Origin of the sequence: Sphingobacterium deserti (assembly GCF_000757725.1) — a bacterium.
Taxonomy (GTDB): Bacteria; Bacteroidota; Bacteroidia; order Sphingobacteriales; family Sphingobacteriaceae; genus Sphingobacterium; species Sphingobacterium deserti.
The window spans coordinates 1-15,809 of sequence record NZ_JJMU01000051.1 but is presented as its reverse complement, the minus strand read 5'-3'; the positions used below and the strand labels follow the sequence as shown (position 1 = coordinate 15,809).

12 protein-coding genes are annotated in these 15,809 nt (G+C 44.3%); 7 read left to right on the top strand and 5 right to left on the bottom strand.

Annotated elements, in window-relative coordinates:
- The first annotated feature begins 3 nt into the window (after window positions 1–3).
- From DI53_RS13445 to DI53_RS13435, 3 genes are all read left to right on the top strand, one after another.
- Window positions 4–1,683, top strand: coding sequence for a SusD/RagB family nutrient-binding outer membrane lipoprotein (locus DI53_RS13445; protein WP_037500508.1), 1,680 nt, complete (start codon window positions 4–6; stop codon window positions 1,681–1,683).
- Between the two features lie 189 nt (window positions 1,684–1,872).
- The gene (locus DI53_RS13440) at window positions 1,873–2,991 is read left to right on the top strand and encodes an aldo/keto reductase (protein WP_037500504.1); all 1,119 of its coding nucleotides are present in this window, start codon (window positions 1,873–1,875) and stop codon (window positions 2,989–2,991) included.
- A 102-nt stretch (window positions 2,992–3,093) separates the two neighbouring features.
- Window positions 3,094–3,690, top strand: a complete 597-nt coding sequence (locus DI53_RS13435) for a DUF4202 domain-containing protein (protein ID WP_037500499.1) — start codon at window positions 3,094–3,096, stop codon at window positions 3,688–3,690.
- Between the two features lie 97 nt (window positions 3,691–3,787).
- Here DI53_RS13435 and DI53_RS13430 read toward each other — a convergent pair whose 3' ends face one another.
- The 3 genes from DI53_RS13430 to DI53_RS13420 form a co-directional block, all read right to left on the bottom strand.
- Window positions 3,788–6,172: a TonB-dependent siderophore receptor gene (locus DI53_RS13430; protein ID WP_037500494.1), complete on the bottom strand. Its 2,385-nt coding sequence runs from the start codon at window positions 6,170–6,172 to the stop codon at window positions 3,788–3,790.
- A gap of 344 nt (window positions 6,173–6,516) precedes the next feature.
- Window positions 6,517–9,108: a TonB-dependent receptor gene (locus DI53_RS13425; RefSeq protein ID WP_081939461.1), complete on the bottom strand. Its 2,592-nt coding sequence runs from the start codon at window positions 9,106–9,108 to the stop codon at window positions 6,517–6,519.
- A gap of 473 nt (window positions 9,109–9,581) precedes the next feature.
- Window positions 9,582–10,940: a MutS-related protein gene (locus DI53_RS13420; protein ID WP_241462429.1), complete on the bottom strand. Its 1,359-nt coding sequence runs from the start codon at window positions 10,938–10,940 to the stop codon at window positions 9,582–9,584.
- Between the two features lie 247 nt (window positions 10,941–11,187).
- On the opposite strand from DI53_RS13420, the gene DI53_RS13415 reads away from it, so the two are divergent.
- Window positions 11,188–11,877 carry a hypothetical protein gene (locus tag DI53_RS13415; RefSeq protein WP_037500488.1) on the top strand — a complete coding sequence of 230 codons (690 nt, stop codon included), beginning with the start codon at window positions 11,188–11,190 and terminating at the stop codon, window positions 11,875–11,877.
- A gap of 511 nt (window positions 11,878–12,388) precedes the next feature.
- Here the strand turns inward: DI53_RS13415 and DI53_RS13410 are convergent.
- The gene (locus tag DI53_RS13410) at window positions 12,389–12,736 is read right to left on the bottom strand and encodes a hypothetical protein (RefSeq protein ID WP_037500484.1); all 348 of its coding nucleotides are present in this window, start codon (window positions 12,734–12,736) and stop codon (window positions 12,389–12,391) included.
- Between the two features lie 191 nt (window positions 12,737–12,927).
- Here DI53_RS13410 and DI53_RS13405 point away from each other — a divergent pair, with 191 nt between their 5' ends.
- From DI53_RS13405 to DI53_RS13395, 3 genes are all read left to right on the top strand, one after another.
- Complete coding sequence (locus DI53_RS13405; RefSeq protein ID WP_052072405.1) at window positions 12,928–14,058, top strand: MBL fold metallo-hydrolase; 1,131 nt, start codon at window positions 12,928–12,930, stop codon at window positions 14,056–14,058.
- 28 nt (window positions 14,059–14,086) lie between these two features.
- Entirely contained in the window at window positions 14,087–14,731 is a 645-nt protein-coding gene (locus DI53_RS13400) for an alpha/beta fold hydrolase (RefSeq protein ID WP_037500480.1), read from the top strand.
- A 118-nt stretch (window positions 14,732–14,849) separates the two neighbouring features.
- Complete coding sequence (locus DI53_RS13395; protein ID WP_037500477.1) at window positions 14,850–15,293, top strand: KTSC domain-containing protein; 444 nt, start codon at window positions 14,850–14,852, stop codon at window positions 15,291–15,293.
- Window positions 15,294–15,426: 133 nt separating this feature from the next.
- On the opposite strand, the gene DI53_RS13390 is transcribed toward DI53_RS13395, so the two are convergent.
- Complete coding sequence (locus DI53_RS13390) at window positions 15,427–15,654, bottom strand: SymE family type I addiction module toxin (protein ID WP_037500474.1); 228 nt, start codon at window positions 15,652–15,654, stop codon at window positions 15,427–15,429.
- Window positions 15,655–15,809 lie beyond the last annotated feature (155 nt).

Here is a 15,809-nt window from a genome sequence, read left to right as displayed (position 1 = left end):
CCAATGAAAATTAAATTCAATAACAAATACACAAGCTACAAGTTACCACTTGCTGCGCTTGCGATTAGCGCTACTATCGGTTTCGCTAGTTGCACAAAAAATTTCGAAGACCTCAACACGAACAATATCGGTGTTACGCCGGAAGATCTTTTGCCTAATGCGGAAAATCTAAGGCTGTATTTTACCAGTGCCCAGCGTGCCATCTTGAATTTCTCCGGTGGCGGAGAGCCAAACTCCTACCAATTGCAACAAAATTTGATGGCCGATGTGTACAGCGGTTACTTTATGAGTGCAAACCCATTCAACAGCGGACAGAATAACACCAATTATGCACTGGTGAATGGCTGGAATACGGAGGCTTTCAAAGTGCTATACCTTAGCGCATTAGGTCCGATCAACCGTTTAGAACAGACAAATTTACGGGAAACATATCCTGCACTGTGGGGGTCTGTGCTTGCTATCAAAGTGTTGGCAACAAGCCGCGTGACGGATATCTATGGTCCCATCCCTTACAGCATCGTGGGGAAGAATACAACAACAAGTATTCCTTACGACTCGCAGGAGGCTATATACAACCAATTCTTCACAGAACTTGACGAAGCGCAGGCACTGCTAGAGGCGTATGTGAATGGAACGAATCGGGAAGAGCTGCCGCCAAATCTAGACGAAATTGACCTGATTTATAGCGGTAACGAAAATACCGTCCGTTTCACCAAATGGTTAAAGCTGGTGCATTCGTTAAGATTACGTCTGGCGATGCGCATCGTTAAGGTCAACCCTAGCCTTGCACAGCAACAAGCAGAAAAATCATTAAATAGCGGCTACCTTTTAGAGTCTAATGCAGATAATGCAAGAGTACGTATCGACGAGGAAGCGGGCTTTTTAAACCCATTAAATTTTATTTCCAGCAATTGGAGTGATATCAATATCAATGCTTCACTGGAGTCTTACCTTGTGGGATACCAGGATCCGCGCATTTCGAAATATATCGATAGAGCTACTGGCGCAGGCGCTACCGGTTACAAAGGGATCCGTGCGGGTGCTGTCGGTCTAGTGAAGGAAACCTACGCAAACTATTCGACCATCAACTTCAAAGATGGCGCAGAACCTTCATTTTCGCCGTCTACCGCAATGACGTTGATGACCGCAGCGGAAGTCTATTTCTTGCGCGCTGAGGCTACACTGCGCGGTTGGTCGAGTACTGGCGGTACAGCGAAAAGCTTATACGAAAGCGGTATCCAGACATCTTTCGAACAGTGGGGAGCTACAGGTGCTGCTGCTTACATGGAAAATAGCACCAACACTCCTATCGCTTACGTAGACCCCAACAACAGTCGGAATAATGCGGATAGCCCATCGACTATCACTATCCAATGGAACGAAGGAAGTGACCAAGAACAGAAACTAGAGCGGATCATGACGCAAAAGTGGTTGGCATTATTTCCTGAGGGACAAGAGGCGTGGTCAGAATTTAGACGTACAGGATATCCGAGAATCTTCCCTGTTGCGCAGAACAATAGCGGTGGGTTGATCGATACGCAAGTACAGATCCGAAGAATCCCTTTCAGTTTAAATGAATATAACACCAACGCTGCGGAAGTTCAAAAGGCCATCGGTCTTTTAGGTGGAAGCGACAATGGGGGTACAAGATTATGGTGGGACGTTGACAGGGCAAACTTTTAATGTAACACCTGCGTGCTGACGGACAGCAGCACCTATCTATCCGATGCCATGAGCAGGAGCTTTAATATAAAGTGAATGGTCATGGCATCGTTCGTTAGCAGCAACAAATTCATTTTCATCAAAACTGATGGTCGAGTTCATTTGTTGACTAGCTGATGTGCTAACAGTAGCACCTAAAGTTCCGATATTATGGAAAGAAGAAAATTTTTAACGCAAGCTGCATTGGCTTCTGCTAGCATGGCGCTCGCAGGAGCCCTTCCTGCTGGCCTATCAGCAAATACGATGAATAAGATAACAACACAACCGCCAGCGCTTTTTAAGCGCTTCCGACCGGCGCATAAAGCTGGCTTTGGTGGCGTTGCCTTAGGCAATGGTTTCCAGGAGCATTCAGATGTAGCCTGCTTACAAACGATGGAGGCTGCCTGGAATGCGGGGATACGCCACTACGATACCTCACCCTGGTATGGTTTAGGAATTAGTGAACGCCGCATGGGGATGTTTTTAAAAGACAAAGCGAAAGCGGACTTCAGCATCTCCACAAAAATAGGCCGCATACTAGAACCGCAAGAAAATTTTAAGGCAGATGGCCTGCTCTGGGAAGGAAAAATGAACTTCAAATACCGTTACGACTATAGTGCATCTGGCGCAAGAAAGAGTGTGGAGGACAGCTTACAACGATTAGGTTTGTCATCGATCGACATTGTCTATATTCATGACCTTTCTCCGGATAATGGTGGTATGAAAGACAATTGGACAACCTACTTCACTGAGGCCGCCAGTGGCGCGATGAAAGAACTTACGAAAATGCGTGAAGAGGGCCTTATCAAGGCATGGGGACTAGGCGTAAATACAATAGAACCTATTTTAAAAACACTCGAGGTGGCCGATGCTGATATATTTCTTTCTGCCTGCCAGTATTCCTTGATAGAACACGAGGCAGATTTGTATGAGGTTTTTCCGAAAGTAGCGGAAAAAGATGCTTCTATTGTTGTCGGTGCGCCGCTATGCGCCGGTTTCTTGGCAGGGAAAGATCGCTACCTATACAGCGGAAAATTCCCGGCGGGGGTTAAGGAAAAACTCCAGGCCTTTAAGCAGGTCGCAAAAAACCACGCGGTGGATTTGCGTACGGCGGCATTACAGTTTGCTGCTGCACCAGCTGTAGTCTCAGCGGTCATCCCAGGAGCAAGCAGCGCCCAACAGGCTATTGAAAATGCAAAATCTTTCGACATAAAGATCCCTGCAGATTTTTGGAAAGAGCTGAAAGCAGAAAAGCTGATTGCTGGAGATGCGCCGGTGCCTGCAAGCTAGGTGTACCGATGTAGAAGGGCAAGCTATAAAGCCATGAAAAATCAATTCGGTTTTTCATGGCTTTTCCATTTAAAAACCTTTATTTAGTGAAAAAGATGGATAATGACCGAAAACCGCCAACTTGCATTTGAACATTTTGATGCCTATAACCAGCGCGATCCGAATACCTTTATTTGGAAGGGCGACAGTTACCCCCAAGAATATTTCCTCGCCTTGAAACTATGGGAATGGGTGAATAAGCTGGATCCGGACGCCGGTGAAGCGCTGCAACTGGCCTCTCGTTGCCAGCATATTGGCCGGTGGGAAAGCCCACGCGCAAACTACCCTATGGATCGAGCGGGCTATTTACGCTGGCGCAAAGAGCTTGCTGAGCATCATGCGGCTGTAGCGCGAAACATTACCGAAAAGATAGGCTACGACGAGGAGACCATCGCACAGATGGAGCACATTATTCTGAAAAAAAAGATCAAAGTCAACCCAGATGTACAGACGATGGAAAATGCACTGTGCTTGGTTTTTCTAGAATATCAGTACGAAGATTTTTATCCCAAGCATCGTGATAAAATCGTCACGATCCTCCGCAAATCACTTTTAAAAATGGATGACCACGGGCATAGCTTCGCATTGAAACTCAGCTATTCTGACGAGGGGCTGGATTTTATAAAAAAGGCGTTGCAAACACTCAACGCACAAGATTAGCAGCAGGAATAGCTGCTATAACATCAAAACGTTTATAACGTCTTTATTTGGCTGTTCCTATATTTAGAAAAGAACAGCCAAATAAAAATACGCTGCTTTAAAACTTATAGCCAAATGTTAATCTAAAGTTTCTGGGCATTTCGGCTTGCCACGAGTAGACCGGGGTGGAAAACGAATTGCCATAATAGGATCCTCCAGCCAGCAAATAGCTATCTGCTAGGTTCTGTACGTTTAATATGATATGGAAATGCTCTTTGTGATAACCCAGTCCGGCATCAAAGCGCAAGTAATCTGGCAAATTCCATTCCGGGTGATCCGCGGAGTAAAAAGCTGTGGTGCGATCGACGTTTGTCGTCATGCCTGCTCGAAAGCTTAACCCTTGTAAGGCGCCCCCTTGCAAATGATAATCCAGCCATAGGTTAGCAATATGCCTATCGGCCCCCGTTAGCCGTTGTCCCTCGTAAAATCCTTCTACCTCCGTGTTTACTTGCGTGATCTCTGCATCAGTGAACGCGTAGTTTGCGACCACATCTAGTCCCGGTGCAAGGCGTCCTATGATGTCAAGCTCGACACCACGGACGCGTTTCTGGCCGATTTCGATATTCTCATTAGGTCGCGGCCCGTAAGACGTGACCTCGTTGTTCTTGATAATTTGATAGGCACTAACCGTTGTGCTCAATCGGTTCCCAAACCAGTTTCGCTTAAAGCCCAATTCCATGATTTCACCCGTCAACGGTTGAACCGCCTCACCGGTATACAAAACGCCATTTTGCGGGATAAAAGATTGATCGTAAAGTGCATAGGCTGACGTGTTCTTATCGATCGAATACGACAGGCCAATGCGTGGCGTAATTTTCTTATTCACGATCGGATCGCCACCCCAAGAAGCCTGCGACATGGACGTATAACGAGCCGCTAGCGTCAGGCGCAAAGCGTTATCAAAGAAGCCTAGCTCATCTTGAATGTAGGCCGATGAATAATTGGATTGTATAATCCCACCGCCCCCGGCGGCACGAATTTTCAAGGGCGTCGATCGGTTAAAAGCGGTATATGGAAAATCCAATCCGTAACTGGGATTCATAGGGTCAAACTCACCACCTCCTAAAGAATCTAAAGCAAAGGTTTGGCTCCAATCCGCAAAATATTCTTTACGCCCGAAATCCAATCCACCTAGTATCCGGTGCTTTATTTTTCCCGTTTGCACATTCCCATTGATAAATACCTGCCCCAAGGCCATCGTGCTTGTTGCATCCCAAACCCCTGTGCTTCGAACGACATTGCCATTCGCCAAAACGTCGGCAGGCCAGCTATTTGCACCAATTTGATCATAGCTGAAATAGGCACCTTGGGCGGTTAATTTCCAGTTGGCGTCTAGGTTGCGCTCTATCGTCAAAAAGACATTTTGATCATTCACTTTTAATGGTTCCAGACCTGGCGAAGTAAATGTGGTTTCTCTGGGAAGAGCCTTGTATCCGACTGGAGAAAAGACATATCCCGAGCCTACATCTGTCATTTGGCCCCGCTGGTACGTATATTCCAGTGTTGCTTTTGTTTTGCTGTCTAGTTGATAAGACAAAACCGGCGCTATCACTAAACGTTTGTTCTCTTCGAAGGGACGAAACGAGCCTTTGGTATCGCCAGCGATGTTTAATCGGTAGAGTAATCGGTTATCTTTTGATAGCTTGCCATCTAAATCCAACGTAGAGCGATAACTAGAGAAACTCCCCAAGGAAAAGGTGACTTCGCCCTTTTGTATGCCAGTAGGCTTTTTAGTAACCACGTTGTAAATTCCTGCCGGATCACCGCTGGACATCATAAATCCTGCCGGCCCCTTCACAACCTCCACCCGCTCTACCACAGACATATCTTCCGACAAGGGGCTCCAAAATGAAGAGACAACATTCATCCCGTTGCGAAAGGCTTGAATCTGCGAGCCGCGCATGTTCAGATTAACATACATATCGTTCCAATGGCTCAACCGACTGACACCGCTGACATTACGCATCATACCATCCGCCATATTAAAAATTGATTGCTTCGCCATCAAATCAGCATTGACAACCTGGACATTTTGCGGAAGCTCGATTAATGGCGTCTGAACGCGAAGTGTTGGTGATCCAACAGTCTCCACCAAGGGCACGTATCCATCAACCACCACTTCCTGCAGCATGTGCTTGTCTACCGCCAACACCAAATCAAACTGTCGTATCTCAGCATCCTGCAGATTTATGGTATCGCGCCGGGCAAGGAGACCGATGTGTGTTGTAGCAATCGTATATTTTCCGGGCTTCAGATTTCGAAAGCTGAACTCTCCCATGCTATTTACCTTCGTTCGCAGACTATCGTTTAGGATAACCGTTAAATCGTTGACCATCTGGTTGTCATTTGTCCGAACGGTTCCTCTTATGGCACTGGCTTGTCCATAGCCTGTTAGCGCAAATCCCAATAGTGGGATAAGCAATAAGTTACTTTTTGTTTTCATTGAACTATCAAAACTATTTATATCATTATTTAGACCAAATATAAATAAAGATCTGTATATTCAAAATTGTTTCATAAAAAGCGATTAACATCTATGGGTGATGAGTAGCCGTGTTGTATAGTCGAAATCATAATCAGTGCGATATCATAGCGGAAATTAGAGTTTCATCTTCTAACCATTATGGAAAAATATTGATTATTCGCATGCCTTAGATCTGCCGAGCCATTGCACAGCGCGCTGAAAAATAAGCCGGAGTAATAACGTTACATTTTCGGACCAATAGGGAAAAAAAATCCGTCGGCCATAAAAATTGACCGACGGATAGCGCAAAAGAGCGTTTTAGATTATTTCAGGTTGTAGCGCAAGGTCAATCCGTACGTTCTCGGATCGCCGATAACGCCAGCGTATTGCCCATAACTGCCGGGCGCTGCCAGCAACTGTTCGTAATAGTCAGTATTAGCGATATTCCTTCCCCAGACGATAACCGAAAGACCATTAGCTGCGCGGAAGCCTATGCGACCGTTGAGGAGACTATAGCCATCAATATTCATATAGGCTGATGGCGAAGGGCTAGACGAAAACGTGGAACGATAAAAAACATCTGCGCCTATGAAGTAGCTTCCGGGAAGGCTAATAAATTTACCTTTCTTGCTGTATTCCGTGCCAAACGAACCTGCCCATTTTGATATACCGGGGAGTTGGCCGCCAGATACATCTTTAAAAGCTTCAGGACCGCCTACCTCTTCCAGCGGAACTGGCGCGTTCGTAAAGCGAACATATTTTCCATCGGTGTAGGCGAATGCTGCGTTTAGCAGAAGGCTGTTAAACAGACGCACGCTTCCATCAACCTCTAATCCTTGTACGCGCACCTTTTCAGCGTTTGCCAGGTAGCCGCGGTTAACACCCGGATCGGGTGTTTGTACCAGGGTTTGGTAATCTTTTATATCAGTCTGGTAAACGGTGAAGTTTAAGATGGCATTGCGCATCGGGATGGTTTTTATGCCCAACTCTTTATGATGCACTGCTTCCGGCTTTACACGCGCCAAGTCTAACAGCACTTCCCCATTTGCCGTTGGAAGTCCACCAACGTTAATGCCTATAGGTTTATAGCTTACTGAATAGGTTGCGAAGGTATTGAATCGTGGGCTAAATTTATACTGTGCAGATAGCTGGCCAGACCAGTTCCCGGCTGAGGCGTCAGTATCAAAAGATTGGTCAGTATAGATTCCATTTTTTAAGGCCTGTAAAGCAGGGTCTGTGGTTTCTAGTCCGCCGTAGCGCTGCCTGTCGTAGTTTGCCACTTTTTTATCATAGTTATATCGCAAACCGGGTAGAATATGAAATTTCTCCGTTACCGCCCAATCAATTTGGGAATAAGCGGCCAAGCTTGTTGACCTGATACCGTATCTGGTGCGGATGCCATAATTGTCAAACAAGCCAGGTGTTTGCCAAAGGCTACTCGTCGAGTTTTGCGCAAAGCGCCATAAGGCCGGCCCCGCCTCTTCGGTGTGTACGGGGTCTGTCCGTAAATCTTGCCATAAACCATATAAGCCAACCACACCACTCACCTTTTCACTAATTTTGCCAGAATACCGAAATTCTTGGGACCATTGATCGTGTTTTGAATTCCCTGCCGATACCGTGAAAACTGGTAAGCCCAAGTAATCGCGGTCGTTTAAAGGCACCCAATCCCAATAGCGCCACGCTGATGTGGATGTCAACGTACCGTTACCGATTTTTATATCAGCGTTGACGGATATCCCGCCTAACTCATTATCAGCCTTCGATTGTGTATCTAGATCTACTTTGCGTTCAAATGCACTGGTATAAGGCACGGTATAACCTAAATCAGCGATAATATTATTGAACTGACGGTAATCGGCGCGTTGGGTTTGAACCACACCTGCAATTCCCCAGCCATAGCCATCAGGCTTCTGCTTAGAAACGTCCCCAGCAACGACAATCTTGATATCGTCCGTAGGTGTATAAAGCAACTGCCCACGAAAGCCCAAGTTATTGATATTGTTGATATCCCGATTGGTATGTACATTATACAACGTGCCGTTGCGCTGTGTGCCGGAGAATGAGACCCGTGCCGCCAATTTCTTAGATATCGGCCCTGTCAAAGAAGTTTTCGCTTGTATAAAGCCATAGTTACCGTAGCTAAGTTCGAAATTAGCTTCTGGGCTAAATTGTGGTAAGCGCGTGGTAATGTTAAACGCCCCCGCCGTTGTATTCTTTCCAAATAACGTCCCTTGCGGCCCGCGCAATACTTCTATCTGTTCAATATCAATAAAGTCGAGCCAGGTAGCAGCAGGGCGCGCGATATAAACGCCATCTAAATAAAATCCCACACCTGGATCGATACCATCATTGGTCAAACCATAGGTAGAACCCAGACCCCGAATGTTTAAGGTGGTATTGCGCGCATTGGAGGTATACAACTGTACCGTAGGAACGAGTTCCTTTAGTCGGTTTACGTTAAATGCGCCGGCATCTTCGATTGCCGCTCCGCGGATCAGCGACACCGGCAGAGGAATATCCTGCAATTGCTCTCTACGCCGGCGTGACGTAACGACTACTTCGCTCAGGTTTTCGGTAATAGGCTTTAGCTCGATAACCGTTGGTGATGTGGACACGACTACGGTTTTCTTCTCATAACCCACATAGGATAAAACTAGGGTGAAAGGCAGCTTCTGACCGGTCACGAACTGAAATTGCCCATCGCGGTTTGTGCGGACGCTGTGCGTTACGGCCTCCAGCTGTACCGTCACCCCTTCTATAGGTTCACGGGTATCGGCATCAATTACGGAGCCTTCGAGCGAAGCATTGATTATCGGTTTTGTCTCTACCTGTGCGTGCAAATGCAAGCTCAGGACCGCCATAAATAGTGTTAAGATACTGTACGCATACAAACGTACTTTCCTTCTTTTCATAAGTGAATTTGTTAATAGATACATGTTCGTTGACAACGCCAATTGCAGCAACTGATGGCAAATATAAAAATTGTTACAATAAAGTCTACTAATTTTGTAGATTATTTTTGTTCACTCATTTTTTATCCCTACTTTTGATTCATCATAAAGAACATAAGGTTTATAATTGGTTAGCAAAAGGTTCCATTCTCCCCGTCTGGAACCTTTTTTTGGTTTGAAATAACAAACTACTGTATCATCCGGGAATCGGGCAAAACATAATAATGCAAAAAAGATTGCGACGAAAGCCTGTATGAATGGAGGGTGTAAAACCAGTTAGCGGCAACGGTGACTAGTAAAAGCGATGGACGTACCAGCAAGATTTTCTGCCAAGAATAAGTAAGTGATAAAGATGTAGTATGAAATACCATCGTGCGGGTAGGCCGCCTTAATAAATTGCCGGCGTAATGGAAGGGCGCCCTGATGCCGTCGGTTTACGAAGAGGACTTGCGGGGCTGCACAGCGCGAAACGTTTCAAACACAGATTCCCGATTTAGGAACCACATACCTAATTTTTCAGTAGCAATCCCGTCGAGAAGTTTGTAGGTGAATATCGCACCCTGTTTAGGATCGGCTTTGGTTTCGAGGTGCTTTAACGCTACGCAGCTATCCATCCCTACGATTTCACCGAGATCTGTTATGTGTGTGGAAACAAAAAAAAGACTGCTTTCGATCCCGCTAATGCTATTAATAAAGTTTAGTGTCGCTTCATAAGCATCCTGATAATTGGTTCCCTTAAAGATCTCATCAAGCATGATGACTACAGGGTTGTCTACCGTCATAATTTCGCCCATCGTTTTTAGACGCATCACCTCCGCGTAAAAATGACTATACCCTGAACCTATATTATCCAGCAGATTAATGCTCGTCATTAACCCCTTGAAAAGAATAGTTTCCATAGACTGTGCGGGTACAGGAAAGCCCACATGCGCCAAGTGGATACAAATGCCAATGCTTTTCAAAAGCGTTGACTTCCCGGTCATGTTTGCGCCTGTCAGAAACCAGATGTTTTGGGCGCTTGGGATGTGAATATCATTTTTGACAGGGTTGTCAAGCGCTAAATTGTATAGCCCTTCTATACGCAAAAGTGCGGCGGCCGTATCATTGGTATTAACTCTCGGAAAGCAAAGACCACCTTCATTCCACATTTTCGCCACAGCCGTCAGCGCATCTAATGTATAAATCATGTTGAACAGCTCTTGCACCTGAGGCCGACGTTTGCCCCGGAAAAGATAGTTATACTTATGTGTAGTAAGCCTCCAACTCTTACCTCTTCCTACCTGACGCATTTCTTCCTTATCAAAAACGGAGGCGTTTGCTGAAAAAAAATCTGCGTATATGCGCAACAATCCAACTGCTTTCCCAGATGACTTCGCCTCAGCAACAATATCCTGCAAGGCGGTGAAAAGCATGGCAATCTCGCGGACGGATTGCCTGACAAGAAGCTGTTCTCGTTGAGCCGATAAGGAGAAAAAATTGAAAGAAATCGTGTCTAGAAAATAGGAAGTACGATTTTTGACAGAAGGGGCTGCAGGCTTATTCAGATAGCGCTCCAAATCAACCATCATATACTTATCAAAGAGCTTGCTAACGTTCACCGTACTGAGGTAGGCTATGGTTTCCTGACGCTCGACGATCTCCTCAATGGTAGTCAGCGGATGCATTAAATAATTGTACAATTGATCTCTGCCGCCTAAGGTTAAGGTATGATCGAAAAAGCGAAGTAGACTGGCAGAATTCCAGTCTAAGACATTTAAGTCGGTTAGCGTTTGTTTATCAGTTTTGAACATCATGCAGCAAGCTAAATATAGGAAATGCTTAGTAAAAGCCGGAAATCATTAACATACTTTAAGATATCTCCACATGTCGAGCTTGCTTCGCTACCCCCATAAGCATATATCAACCAGCTAGTTGATACCACAATAGCTCACAGCCAGTAGCTGGCGCGTTAGTAATAAAAATTCATATTTTTTTGATTAATATGGCATAAGCATGTAGCGGTTTAGAAATTCATCCGTTCTACTGTCAAAGATCTTTATTATGAAACTTGCAAAAACCCAACTAACGCTTCTCTTATTTTCCTTCTTTATTTTTAATTCTTGTAGCAAGGATGGCCCATCCTATGAAGAACTTTCACGACTGGCCGCATTAAAAACAGAAGAAGCAGTGGCATTAACGGAGGGTCATGCCTGTGGAAATCTTACAGAATGGCGTATAGATACGCTCTACTACACCCATGTGCCGATACACCCGAGCTTTGAAGAACAGTATAGAAAACTTCGAGCAGAAGCTCAAGAACTGCATAGGCGGGCAAACGACGCTTATGAGGGGCCAACGCTTTACAGCACGAGCATGATAGCACTACCTCCCCATTTCGGCATTCGTTGTATTAATGGTGAAGTAAAAGTAGCATCTGCAATGGACTTGGAACTACCGGAGATTAACACACGTCTAAGCCAGCTTTTTACAGAAATTACTACCTTTTTTGAGGATAGGCCATGTACTGATCCAAGTAAATGGCACAGACTTAGCATTCGTAAAGATTGCGAGCTTATCGATGTTTTATATACGGATGCGCCAAATTTTGCGGTTTTCGGAGGGAAAGTAGAACAGTATGTGCATTTAGAACATGCAAAAAGGAATTTGGAAGGCAACGCTGCTTGTTCAACAAGTCCTGGTCTTAATAAAAGGGTAGTTTGTGAAAACGGCAAGCCCAAACTGATCTATTAATATGTTGAGATAAGATTCTCGAGGTTATGCCACCTCGGTATTCGATTTTAATATTTCGCTTGTTACGGCACAATGTCAATCTTGCTGGTTTCAAACGCAAAAAGCTGCAATCCCGAAGGATTGCAGCCTCATTAATCTGATCTTTAATGCCGATCAGGCATTTGCTATCAGCTACTGATTAACACCCTGGGATGTCAACCAAAAGCCTCAAGCGGGGTTTGTCTATCTATACCAAACTTAAACATTCAGCGTAGCTAAATCAATGTAGCTAAGACTTTTGATAAAATTTGATTTTTTACGCGTTTAAAAATCAAAACCGCAAAAACTAGCAATATTCGGCCTACGAAAAAGAAAAACTCCTGCCCCCTATTACAAAAAATGTAATACAAATTTCAGCACTTAAAATAAAAGGATGTCTCTATCGAATAATTGCGCGACCTGCAACACGCAGCTTCCGCGCTGGATCGCTGGTCTACACAGGCAGCCATAAATAGCGGGAAAAGCTCGGGTGTTAGGAGGCGCTAGGTTCGAAATACTCTACACGATCGAGCTTGTGTGCGGAAAAGTCAAGTCGTTCCGGCTGCAGTCCTTCTTCATCAGCAAAGATGTAATATACATCGTTCGCTTTGAAAAGAGCTAAAACTTGTACACTTTTAAACGGATGTTCTCGACCGACAGCATAAACGATTTCATCATTATTGCTATCGATATAGCTTATAGAATACATCATTTTGTCTTCTACAGTTTCGCCGTCGACCAATCTAAGCTTTGATTGAAGAAAATCATAGCTCGCTGCATGTTGCTCAGCAACATCATTCGGAAGATGCGATGAATCTGGAATAAAAAATTGCTTTGCCATAAGTGTCCTTTCTAATAACTACGTCAAACTAACGCTAAACGTATGCAAAATAACATAAAAATAACGAACGACAAAGGACATTTTAGTCTTCGGACTTTTATTTTACAGTATTTTTATCTTAACTTCATATTGCGCCAACAGCTATTGTTGTGCGCGAAACATGATTATATCAATGCTCCATATCTGGCATCATGACCTCTAAAACAAGAAGAATAGTAAAATACACCGCCTTTGGTATTGGCACTATCGCGCTCGTCGGCAGCTGTGCGCTCGCAATTCTTTTAAACGGAAAGCAATTCGGGAAATTGCCAGAGGGCGCGCGTTTAGAACGCATCCGGAAATCGCCACACTATATAGACGGCGAATTTAAAAACAGCAGTCCGACCGCGCTTATGACTGGTGAAAAATCGCGGATGCAGAACTTGTGGGATTTTATGGTGAAGGAAGTCGTCGACCTGATACCCGCGAAAGATATCCCTGCCACGAAGACCACATTGTCATCGCTACCCTTAAATGACGACCTGATTGTTTGGCTTGGCCATTCTTCTTTGTTCATACAGTTGGATGGCAAACGTATAGTAGTTGATCCTGTTTTGGTTTCAGCCTCACCAGTGTCTTTTATTAACAAGCCTTTCTTGGGTACCGATAACTACAAACCATCTGACATACCACCCATTGATTTACTGATCATCACGCACGATCATTGGGATCACTTAGATTATCAGACGATGCTAGATCTTAAAGATCGGGTGAAATCCATTGTTTGTCCACTCGGCGTGGGCGCGCATTTGGAGTATTGGGGATTCGACCCTGACAGTATCAAAGAGGTGGACTGGAACGATACCGTAGATGTTGATTCATCCATCAAACTCACTTCCCTACCGGCGCGGCATTTTTCTGGCCGCGGGCTGACGTCCAATCAGAGTTTATGGACGGCGTATATGCTGCAAAGCTCTTTCGGCAACTTGTTTCTATCGGGAGATACAGGGTATGACACGCACTTCACCGAAATCAAAAAACAATTTCAGACTATTGATTTTGCCGTAATGGAGAATGGGCAATATAATGAGGACTGGAACCTGATCCATCTTATGCCTACGGATCTGACAAAGGCTGTGGACGAACTAAAACCGAAAAAGTTTATCACCGTTCATAACAGTAAGTATGCACTGGGACGCCATGCCTGGCAGGAACCTATGCAGAAAATAGCACAAGCAGCCGCAGAAAATAAACTGCCCTTGCTTACGCCTCGAATAGGTGACGTTGTGCTGTTAAGGGATAGTACGCAAACTTTTAACAATTGGTGGGAGAATGCGGAGTAGTATATCTCAATCGCCTTGTACAGAACGAATGGAAAGTCAAAAAATTTACATCTTCAGTGGATTGGGTGCAGATGAGCGCGCGTTTCAAAATTTGGATTTTTCTGGCTTGGACATCCAACATATAAAATGGTTAGAACCGGGGCATGCAGAGTCTATTAGTCAATATGCTAAAAGGCTCACGTTGCAAATTGCAGATGAAAAACCTGTCCTCATAGGCTTATCCTTCGGTGGCATAATAGCATTAGAAGTTGCTAAGCATGTTGCTGTCAAGCGCATTATATTGCTTTCATCGGCCAAGAATAAGTACGAGATCCCAAGCTATTACCGTTTGGCAGGAAAAATGCGGCTGCATTTTCTCCTACCAACCCGACTGCTCAAAAAGGGGAATTGGATAAATTTCTGGCTATTTGGAACAAGAACTTTTGCTGAGAGGAAACTTTTAAAAGAAATATTGAAAGATACGGATAGCGCTTTCCTTCGTTGGGCTCTACAACAAATTTCGAACTGGGATAATGAGGCAGTTCCCTGCCCCATTGCACATTTACATGGCACAAAAGACCACATACTGCCAATTCGTTTTGTAAAAGATGTAACTGTGATTAACGGCGGGGGACACCTGATGGTTTTAAACGAAGCTCATCAAGTGAGCCAGTTCATCCGTAGAAACATCTAGACTGTAATGAGCGTATATAGGCTGCTGAGCAGAAATCCTTTCACTGTTAACATAATCTTTATATGATATCTCCTATTTTATGTTGAACCGCTGACATAGAATACCTACCTTTGCGCCGATGAAGAAAATAGCAGACTACAGAAAACTTTTAGATTTGGACGCTAAAGCTGATCTCAGCGCATTGAAGTCGCGCTATAGGCAGATCATGAAGGAATGCCATCCTGATAAGTTCGTGAATGATGAAGAGGGATTGCGTGCGGCGGAAGAACGAAGCAAAGAAATGATCGAAGCCTACCATTTTTTGGTAAGCATTTGCCCGGAAACACTCGAAAACCAAAAGCCGATTTATAAAAATACAATCGAGACTTCTAACATAAGCGATTTCGACTGGAAAGGACATATCCTGACTATATCTTTTTTAGATGGCAGCAAGTATGAGTATTTTAATGTTCCGCGCAATGAATACATTAAACTCGTAAATGCTGATTCGCCAGGACGTTTCGCAAAGCGACACATCTATCCAAAATATGGTTACCGCAATGTTTTAAAGACCGCAGAGTAGCGCTTGCTATTATGGTATGTAAAAACCTGCTTAGCTCAGCGCAAAGTTGCTGACTATGCAGGTTTTTTTTGTACTTCTCTTTCGCACGAAAATAAAGCTAAGCAAATGAAAGTACCCTTGCTAAAACGGCAAGTTAAAACTCATCGTTGGAAGTTTCTAGCTCGATAACTATTTTTTTACGGTATACTTTTATAGCCACTTTATCGCCCCGCTTGAAGCCGCATTCGCTAAGCCACTTACCAGTCAGTGTAATAGCAGGATTATATCCGCCATTTTTCCAACCGCTTGATGTCCATTTTCGACAAACCTTTAAGCGTCTTGTTACGAATTTACTATTATTGCTTTGATCGACAGCTTTCATAACTTCCAATTTTATATTGGTGAATTACGGTAAGCATTGGGGTATATTCAATTCTTGCAAAGAATAATTTATCCCGTGAAAAGGATACTACAGAAATATAATTTTGTTTATATTTAAAGCATTCTATTTTTCGATAAAAATAAAACCGAATGACA

Bases quoted from the DNA above. Each gene is read 5' to 3' on its own strand.
- DI53_RS13445 (WP_037500508.1), top strand. From the start codon at position 4: ATGAAAATTAAATTCAATAACAAATACACAAGCTACAAGTTACCACTT.
- DI53_RS13440 (WP_037500504.1), top strand. From the start codon at position 1,873: ATGGAAAGAAGAAAATTTTTAACGCAAGCTGCATTGGCTTCTGCTAGC.
- DI53_RS13435 (WP_037500499.1), top strand. From the start codon at position 3,094: ATGACCGAAAACCGCCAACTTGCATTTGAACATTTTGATGCCTATAAC.
- DI53_RS13430 (WP_037500494.1), bottom strand. From the start codon at position 6,172: ATGAAAACAAAAAGTAACTTATTGCTTATCCCACTATTGGGATTTGCG.
- DI53_RS13425 (WP_081939461.1), bottom strand. From the start codon at position 9,108: ATGAAAAGAAGGAAAGTACGTTTGTATGCGTACAGTATCTTAACACTA.
- DI53_RS13420 (WP_241462429.1), bottom strand. From the start codon at position 10,940: ATGATGTTCAAAACTGATAAACAAACGCTAACCGACTTAAATGTCTTA.
- DI53_RS13415 (WP_037500488.1), top strand. From the start codon at position 11,188: ATGAAACTTGCAAAAACCCAACTAACGCTTCTCTTATTTTCCTTCTTT.
- DI53_RS13410 (WP_037500484.1), bottom strand. From the start codon at position 12,736: ATGGCAAAGCAATTTTTTATTCCAGATTCATCGCATCTTCCGAATGAT.
- DI53_RS13405 (WP_052072405.1), top strand. From the start codon at position 12,928: ATGACCTCTAAAACAAGAAGAATAGTAAAATACACCGCCTTTGGTATT.
- DI53_RS13400 (WP_037500480.1), top strand. From the start codon at position 14,087: ATGGAAAGTCAAAAAATTTACATCTTCAGTGGATTGGGTGCAGATGAG.
- DI53_RS13395 (WP_037500477.1), top strand. From the start codon at position 14,850: ATGAAGAAAATAGCAGACTACAGAAAACTTTTAGATTTGGACGCTAAA.
- DI53_RS13390 (WP_037500474.1), bottom strand. From the start codon at position 15,654: ATGAAAGCTGTCGATCAAAGCAATAATAGTAAATTCGTAACAAGACGC.